This window comes from [Phormidium] sp. LEGE 05292 (genome assembly GCF_015207735.1).
Lineage (GTDB): Bacteria > Cyanobacteriota > Cyanobacteriia > Cyanobacteriales > Aerosakkonemataceae > Floridanema.
The window spans coordinates 1-6,518 of the sequence record NZ_JADEWG010000242.1 but is presented as its reverse complement, the minus strand read 5'-3'; the positions used below and the strand labels follow the sequence as shown (position 1 = coordinate 6,518).

At 44.2% G+C, this 6,518-nt stretch carries 5 protein-coding genes; all 5 read left to right on the top strand.

The features are described from left to right. Positions 1–96: 96 nt before the first annotated feature. Positions 97–2,835: an eIF2A-related protein gene (locus tag IQ264_RS30910; protein ID WP_322744839.1), complete on the top strand. Its 2,739-nt coding sequence runs from the start codon at positions 97–99 to the stop codon at positions 2,833–2,835. A 50-nt stretch (positions 2,836–2,885) separates the two neighbouring features. After that, complete coding sequence (locus IQ264_RS33305; protein ID WP_228061939.1) at positions 2,886–4,319, top strand: DUF4231 domain-containing protein; 1,434 nt, start codon at positions 2,886–2,888, stop codon at positions 4,317–4,319. Between the two features lie 100 nt (positions 4,320–4,419). Continuing rightward, positions 4,420–4,743, top strand: coding sequence for a hypothetical protein (locus tag IQ264_RS30895; RefSeq protein ID WP_193986282.1), 324 nt, complete (start codon positions 4,420–4,422; stop codon positions 4,741–4,743). Positions 4,744–4,794: 51 nt separating this feature from the next. After that, positions 4,795–6,138 (top strand): hypothetical protein, encoded by a 1,344-nt coding sequence (locus IQ264_RS30890; RefSeq protein WP_193986280.1) that lies wholly within the window; start codon positions 4,795–4,797, stop codon positions 6,136–6,138. A gap of 65 nt (positions 6,139–6,203) precedes the next feature. Beyond that, positions 6,204–6,518: cobalt-precorrin-5B (C(1))-methyltransferase (locus IQ264_RS30885; protein WP_193986278.1), on the top strand; the 315-nt coding region annotated here is incomplete at its 3' end.

The following is a 6,518-nucleotide window of genomic DNA, read 5'->3' as shown; positions in this document are numbered from 1 at the left end:
TTAATAATAGAATTAAGCTCATTATTCGACAAAGCTATGGCTTTAAAAGCTTTGAATCTTTGCGAGAAAAGCTGTTAGCTTGTTTATTTAAATAAGATTTACTTATCCCCACAGGTACGGGAGAGCCGTATTGAGGTTTCAGACAACTTTTTATTTATCTTGTCGCCTCGATCGATAAATTCCCCTTACTGTGCGGATGAAGTGGAATATGCTGCCAAGCTGAATAAGCGGTTTGTGACAGTGTTGTACCAACCAGTGAACCCAGCCGAGTTACATCCAGAATTAGCGAAAATTCAGTGGATTGACTTTCATCAGAAGAGTGCTAATTTTGTCTCCACATTCGGCGAACTGATCAGAACTCTCGATACCGATCGCGAGCACGTCCACAGCCACACCAAATGGTCGCAACGGGCAATGGAGTGGGAGGAAAAAGGCAAAAATCACGACTTGCTATTGCGAGGAAGTGAGTTTGTCATTGCTCAAAACTGGCTAGAAACCGCCTTAGAACAAAAAAAACAACCTCCACCCACTGCCTTACAGCAAACATATATTGAAGACAGCCAAAAAGCTATCCTCGCTGCTGAAGAAGCCGAAAAACAGCGACAAGCTGAACTGCTACGCTTGCAAGAAGAAAAGACCAAAGAAGCCGAAGCCAGACTGTTAGAGGAGAAAAAAAGCGCCAGACGGCAAAAGATGTTCCTGGCTGCTGTGAGTTTAGGTTTTATTATTGCCACGCTATTGGGAGTAGTATCTTTCTTCCTGTTTAATCAAGCCCGCAAAAAAGAGCGTGAGGCAAACCAAGCCACAGTTGAGGCATTAGCTGAATATTCGGATGCGCTGTTTGTTTCCCATAAAAGATTAGATGCTCTGGTAACAGCAATCAAGGCCAAGCAAAGACTCAAAACTATCAAAAGACCAAGCGCTGAACTTGAGGAAGAAGTTGAGAGTGTACTTCAGCAGGCTGTTTTTGCGTCGAGACAATATAACATTCTCTCCGGGCATGATGCCACAGTGCTTGCTGTTGCCGTTAGCCCCGATGGTAAAACGATCGCTTCCGGCAGCGAAGATAATACAGTTAAACTCTGGAATCGGGAAGGCAAACTGCTAAAAACTCTTACTAACCATAAGGATTCAGTCAACGCCTTAGCCTTTAGTCCTGATGGGAAACTAATTGCCTCAGCGAGTGTAGACAAAACTATTAAACTGTGGAAGCCAGATGGCACCTTACTCAAAACCCTGACCGGACATAGCGATAAGGTGAATGGAGTCGCTTTCAGCCCGGATGGAAAACTGATAGCTTCAGGCGGTGACGATCGAACAGTGAAACTGTGGCAGCCAAATGGCACCTTACTCAAAACCTTGACCGGACATAGTGATAAGGTGAATGAAGTCGCTTTCAGCCCGGATGGAAAACTGATTGCTTCAGGCAGTGGCGATCGAACAGTGAAACTGTGGCAGTCAGATGGCACCTTACTCAAAACCTTGACTGGACACCAAAAACAGGTCAAAGCAGTCGCCTTCAGCCCAGATGGGAAGTGGATTGCTTCCGCTAGCGATGATAATACGATTAGACTATGGAAGTCAGATGGGACTTTCGTGAAAACCTTTGACGGACATTCCGATCAAGTAACAGGAGTAGCTTTCAGCCCTGATAGTCAAAACATTGCTTCTGCTAGTTGGGATCGAACAGTAAAACTGTGGAACCTGGATGGTTCTGTGCTAGTAAATCTATCTGGACATAGTGATAAAGCCACAGACGTGGTATTTACTCCAGATGGTAAAACAATTATTTCCTCTAGCGAAGACAACACGCTCAGACTCTGGAGACGTGAGACACCCTTCGTGAAGATTCTCTTTGGGCATGAAAAACCTGTAAACGCAGTTGCTTTCAGTCCCGATCGAGACAAGAAAAAGCGGTTAATTGCTTCTGCCAGTGACGACCAGACTGTAAAACTGTGGCAGTCAAACGGTAGATTGCTAACTACCATTCCCCAAACTGACAAAGTTAATGATGTATCGTTTAGCCCGGATGGTCAGACTATTGTTACAGGGAGTCGAGACAAAAAAATCACGCTTTGGAACCGAGATGGGATTCGCTTACAAAAACCGATCGTTGACACCGACCAGGTAAATCAGGTGTTATTTAGCCCAGATGGTCAAGTGATTGCCTCGGCAAGCGACGACGACACTGTTAAACTTTGGCGGCGAGATGGTACACTGCTAAAAGTTCTCAAAGGACATACCGATAAGGCCAAAACCGTAGCCTTTAGCCCCGATGGTAAGTTAATTGCCAGTGGAAGTGCCGACAATACTATCAAGCTCTGGAATCGTGACGGCGTGTTGTTGTCAACTGTGAAAGCACATAAGGGTTCTGTTAACCATCTGTCATTTAGTCCCGATGGTAAATGGCTTGTTTCTGGTAGTGTAGACAACTTTAGTAAACTCTGGAGGCTGGAAGGGACTCGGCTAATTTTTCACTCTGCTAAGAAAAACCAAGAGTCAGTGAATGCAATTGTTTTTAGCCCTAATAGTAAGATGATTGCCTCAGCAAGTAGCGATGAAACTATCCAAATCTGGACTTTAGATAACAAACCTCCGACTCCTTTTTACGTCCATACTGATGCGGTTAATGATGTAACTTTCAGCCCAGATAATCAGAGCATTGCCTCTGTTAGTAACGATAACACGGTGATTCTGTGGGATATAGAGAAATTTCAACATCGAGAGCATCTAGAGGTAGAGGGATGTAAATTGGTGCAGGATTATTTGCAGACAAATACACAGTTAACCAAGAGCGATCGTCAAATCTGCAATCAATATAATTCCAGCAAATAAGTTGTTGAAATAAATATCAGTAAAGGGTGCAATAGGAGAATTAATAAAGAATGGCAAAGAAAAACGACTATCGCTACTACCTGAAACAGACCTTAGGTGGATTAATAGACCAATTGGACATATCACAGTTGCGAAAAGACTTTCTCAAGCAACGCTGGCTCGATCAAGTGTTGTGGTTGGAGGGACGAGCCACAAAAAATCGCGACCGCCATTACGCCCTCAGAATGACTACCATCATTGGTGGGGTAATTATTCCCGCATTAGTTGGTCTGGGTAAAGGTGATGAACGCTGGCAGATATATTTGGGTTGGACTGCTTTTGGTGTCAGTCAGGCAGTAGCAATATCAGCTGCGTTGGAAGAATTTTTTGGTTATGGAGAGAACTACCGCAACTACCGCAACACTGCCGAAAGTTTGAAAATAGAGGGCTGGGAATTCTTTCAATTAACTGGAGCCTATCGCTACTATGAAGATCATACTGATGCTTACAGCACTTTTGCCGAGCGCGTCGAGTTGTACATTAAGCAAGATGTACAAGGCTTTATTGCCAACTTAGAAGATAGGCAAAACGAAAGCAAAAAGAAAACAGAAGAAGAAGCCCAAAAAAATGCCGAAAAAGCTCTGGAAAAGCTCAATCAGCAGTTGGAATTACAGGCACAGTATGAAGCACAGCGTCAACAGATAGAAGCAGAGAAGCGTCGTCTGGAAGAAGAAAAGCAGCAATTAGAACAACAGCGTTTAGCTCAGCTTGAGAAAGTAGAGGAGAAACCAGCCGCTTCTACAATCGAAGTGGTTTCAGTTGAGCAATCTAACTTAAGTACTGTGCTGACAGATCTCTCTGACGATCGAGAAAATAACGGCAGCACTAGAGTCAATGCTGAGACAGTAAAATACCTCAGTGCTAATGAGATTCTGGCTATGATTAAGAGCAATCCTCTAGTTGCGACCAATACAGCAGCAGAAAAGCTCATTGAACCTACAGGAGTCTCCAAAACCTCTACCTCAACTACTACAAAAGTACCCATGTGTGGAGTTGAGTTAATTAAACGCTTTGAAGGCTGCTATCTCAATGCCTACCCCGATCCTTTAACTGGACGGGAACCGATTACAATTGGCTGGGGAGCAACCAGAAAACGTGACGGTAGTCCCTGGCGGCTGGGAGAGAGTATTACCCAACAAGAAGCTGACGAGCTATTAATTCATCAGTTGGAAACAAGCTACTTACCCGATTTAGCTAAAATTCCTTGCTGGAGTGAACTCAACCCCAACCAACAAGGAGCATTACTCAGCTTTGGCTACAACTTAGGAAGTAAATTCTACGGCTCTCCTAATTTCAATTCAATGACCACAGTCTTAAGGAATCGGGATTGGTCTAAAATCAACGAAACTTTCATCAAGTATCGCAATCCTGGAAGCAATGTTGAGGCCGGACTTTTGAGAAGAAGAAAAGCTGAAGCTGAATTATTTATGACCCCCTACGCCTAGTGGTATACCTTTGAAATTTTGCTTGTCAGAGACAAAGCTGACCTTATTACCGAGATTGCTCGGAGAAATTACAGAGTTTTAGCGTAAGAGAACACTATTTATGATTCGGAACCACAAAAAGTACTCGATCGACATCAACAAAGTTGGGCAGAATATTGCGATTAACATCTCTCTGGAAATGGAATTAAGTCCCGATCTTGCTGAACTGGTATTGCGCGACCTAAGTACGGATATCAAGGACTTTAATGAAGCTCGTATTCTTGCTGAAATTGTCCGCGACCCGATTATCATCTATAGCATTTGTCAGCGTTTAGAGGAGGTAAAAAATCAAGAACTTAGATATCCAGAATTACAACCAGAAATGAGGCATCGAGACTCTAGAAATGAACAATTGTCTGAATGGAGCCTAGACACAACTACCTAACAAGATTTCACCTAATTAATCGATTTAGAATGCAAGAGGATAATCGGCAAAATGACTGGTACTGTAAGTATTGTTGACAAGTATACAGAGCTATGGGAAAGCTGTAAGGTGCAATCAAATCTAGTGCCAGAACTAGAGAAAATTGCTGAAAAGCTGTGTTACGATCGCGGCTTTTACGAAAAAATCGAATGGTACTATCCCAACATACCCTGGTACTGGTTCGGGATTTTACACGCAGTTAATGACTTCGAGGGTTCTACCCAATTCCTAGAGCAAGTTACACGCAAGCTGAGTACAATTCAGGCTGAACAGATACCAGCAAAGTCCAGTGTTCGCTTACTCGCCTTTGACAAATACAACGACTTCCAAGGCAAAGATGACCAGGGAATTACACCGTTTGTTTGGGCTGGGACTAATCACACGAAGACTAATGATTCGGAGCCAGGTTGCGCCGCAATTCTGTACTTTCTAGAAGCAATCGGACTTAAGGACGATCGGACTGAGCAGGGTGATTTTAATCTCACGGTAGCCTCAGATACAGTGTTTAAAAATTGCTCTTTTCCCTCCAACAAACTGTTAGCAAACGAAAAAATTGGTGTCAAAGCTGGGACACAGTTGCAGGTAGTTCATCTGGCAATCGCGGACTCACACCACTTGCGAGTCACGCTGAAGTCTCCATATCAGGAGAAGCAGGTCTGGTTTATCTATGGCGAGCATATCCAGATAGAAGGCTCCAAACTCGCAGCCACTCCGACTAAGCCCAAGACTTTAGTAGAGAAAATTATTGCCTATTGCCAAAAGAAAGGTTACAGAATTGACAAAGAACCTGGGTACAAGAATATTATCTACATCGAAGGCATGAACCCAGACGGAACCCTCAATAACAATGCCCTCAATGTCTGGAATGACCTCCGCACCGTTATTGAGTTCAAAGATGGTAAGCCTGTAATGATCGGCTGTTGGGAAGCCACGACTAACCCAGGTAAATACTATGTAAAAAATCCCATGAACCCCAAAGGCGCGGCGATTATCGCATTTGGGCAATACACATCATGGTGCGTCGGAATGCACGGACACGCTAGCCCCCATGAAGCTCTTGTGCAATGCAATCCAGTCACCGTCCATCGTGATAGCAATCGCTCAGGCACCCGTGATGCTGGTGAACCTATAGACTCAGGTTTATTCGGTATTAACCAACACTGGGGAGGTGACAATCCTAAGTCAGACATTGGAAAATGGAGTGCTGGCTGTCAAGTAGGTAGGACAAAACAGGGACATCGGGAGTTTATGGCGATCGTTAAGTCAGACCCACGCTATCAAGCTAATCGCAATTTTGTCTTCACTGCCACGATCATTGACGGCAAAGACCTCCTAGCACACTTCCCAGCAAGTTGAGTTTGATTGCTTACCAGCGTAGAGTGTTCTCTAATCAGGCACTTCTAACGGCATTTTTATGAATAATGATTAACGAAAAACCCCGTTCTGGCTATACGTTACCAGTTTTTGCTGCTGCGAGCGCGATCGCTGCTTTGCAATGGCTAAAACAACGCCAAGCGATCGCCCCCGGTGCAGTTCCAGAGGCGATCGCATCTGTAATGGTAGATTTAATTAATCCCGCCGAAACGGTTGAAATTGTGATCGAACAAGTCAGCGGCATTAGCGAAACCACAGCCTTAGCAATTACTCGCAGCGATCCTGGAGATAACCTGGATATAACTCGGAATACCCCTATTTGGGCACTGGTAGAGTTGAGTAGGGGAGATGGGGAGATGGGG